The 2,130-nt window shown below is 25.8% G+C and carries 1 protein-coding gene and 1 pseudogene; both read right to left on the bottom strand.

Features of this window, described 5'->3' with window-relative positions; translation table 11 throughout:
- On the bottom strand, nucleotides 1-1,796 hold a 1,796-nt coding region (locus tag OL66_RS02500), incomplete at its 3' end, for an AAA family ATPase (RefSeq protein ID WP_034172324.1).
- A 25-nt stretch (nucleotides 1,797-1,821) separates the two neighbouring features.
- Nucleotides 1,822-2,130, bottom strand: a pseudogene (locus OL66_RS04010) (hypothetical protein); the annotation flags it as partial.

Below are 2,130 nucleotides of genomic sequence, written 5' to 3'. Positions count from 1 at the left end.
GGGAGGGGTTCGTTCCATTGATTGAATGGGTTTTTGACGTATGGAGCGAGGTCGGTTGGTTCGTATTCGGGGTGATGTCCGTGTCCTAGGCCAGCGAGTCCGTAGAAGGTGTATTTTTTGTTTACTTGAGTATTATCTTTAGGTGGATTTAAGTATTTTAATAATCCTTGCTTCCATTCTACATATTGGTCTTCGCATTCTTTTCTTCTAGCTTTTTTTTCAGTGTCAGAAATTTTAACGTTTTGAAAAGTGTTAATAGCTTCATCTAGGTCTGAAGGCAACATGACTTCGTGGTTGGGGTTTTTACGTTTGTGTTTTTTGGCTTTAATATAAGCGCTATCAATTATTTTTTCTTTTAAATTTCTAGTAGAATAATTTTTGCCTTTACATTTGTTAGAGATTTCTTTTAAATAAAGATAAGTGTGATAACTAATTTGATAATCACCTACCAAAAATTTTAAAAATCCTTCAATTTCATCATCCTTTAATAAATCAATTTTAATTTCTTTGCTAAATCTACTTCTTAAAGCACTATCAATTTTATCTAAATGATTGGTAGCTCCCATTAAGACAATTTTTTTATCACTTCTTTTAAATCCATCTAATTTAGTTAATAAATTATTAACAATGTTGATGTTTGTTTTGTTGGATTGATTATCTTCACGATTAGCTAGTCCGCTAATTTCATCAATAAAGATAATGGTTTTTTCGTGTGATTCTGCTTCTTTCCATATTTTTTCCAATTCTTCATTTCCTTCACCAACATAAGTCTTATCAAATCTTGATGGTTCTAATACAATATAGTGTATACCTAATTCATTACATAAAGCTTTAATTAAAAAACTTTTTCCTGTTCCTGGGGGTCCATATAGTAAATAACCTCTAGGGATTAATTTATCAAAATTAACCATATTAAAATCATCATCTTGAAAATATTCAATCAAATCTTCTAATTCTTCTTTTTCTTGTTTCATACCATATATATCAGAAAACATAATTTTTTGGTTTTGAGTTTGATAAGAAATATTGTTTTGTAAAGATTTGATTTCTTCTTGTAATTGTTTAATTTGTTTATCAAAACGGATTAATTGTCCGTCTAAAAATAAATCATAACTTTTTAATTTTTGGAATTCTTCAGCATTATCTTTGTTTTGAATCATTAAGTCTTTAATTATATTCTTATTAGCATTATTCAAAGCCATCGCTTCTTGTAAAGTTTGAATTTTTTGGGAAATAAATAAATTATTGCTAGTTTTAATAATTTGAGAAGTGGTTGTTTTAATTTGTTCTTGGAATTTTGATTTTGTAGTTAATAATTGTTTTTTTTGTTCTATTAATTCCAAAGTTTGTTTATGGATTGGTTCTTTTTTGTCGTTAATTTTTTGTATTTTTTCGTTTAAAGAAACAATTTCTTGTTGTAATAGGGGCTTTTCTTCTTCTTTTAAGTCTTTATTTTGGAGGTTGTTTTCTTTATCTTCTTTGGTAGTTGTTAATTTTTTAAGTTTAATATTGAAATCATTCATTAACTCTAAATTTAATTTAATTTGTTGAGTTAATTGTTCTATTTGTTGATTTCTTTGGTTATTTTCGTTAATTTGAGCTTCGTTAGTTTTTTTTAATTCTTCGAGATATTTTGATATTCCTTCAAAAGATTGGTTTTGTTCGGTTGGTGGATGGTTATTTTGAAATAAATTATTATTGTTATATTTTTTTAGAAAAAAACCATAAATCCATAAACCTAAAATGGCAAAACCACATACAACTAACAAATTTAAATAAATTTGTTTTAATTTCATATTAGTTCCTTTCTTTTCTATTTTTTTATTCAACATCATAATATAAAGTGCGATTTTGTCCAGAGCGTTTTTCATATAAATCAATTTTTTTTAAAGATTTAATATGACTATTCGACCACAACATTCCTTCTTGAATATAATTATAAAAAGGAAATTTTAAAACAAAATCATAATTATGAATATAAAAAGGTTCTTCAATTTTTTGATTAATTGGGTAAACAGCTACAATTTTATCTTTTTGAATATCTTTAATAATGATTTTATCTATTGCTAAATAACTAGGACCACCATAATTAGTTCCTTTATCATATATTATTTCTAAATGATAATTTTC

Source organism: Chrysanthemum yellows phytoplasma, from assembly GCF_000803325.1.
Lineage (GTDB): Bacteria > Bacillota_I > Bacilli_A > Acholeplasmatales > Acholeplasmataceae > Phytoplasma > Phytoplasma asteris.
The sequence above is the reverse complement of the archived record's forward strand: the minus strand, read 5'-3'. Positions and strand labels throughout refer to the sequence as shown.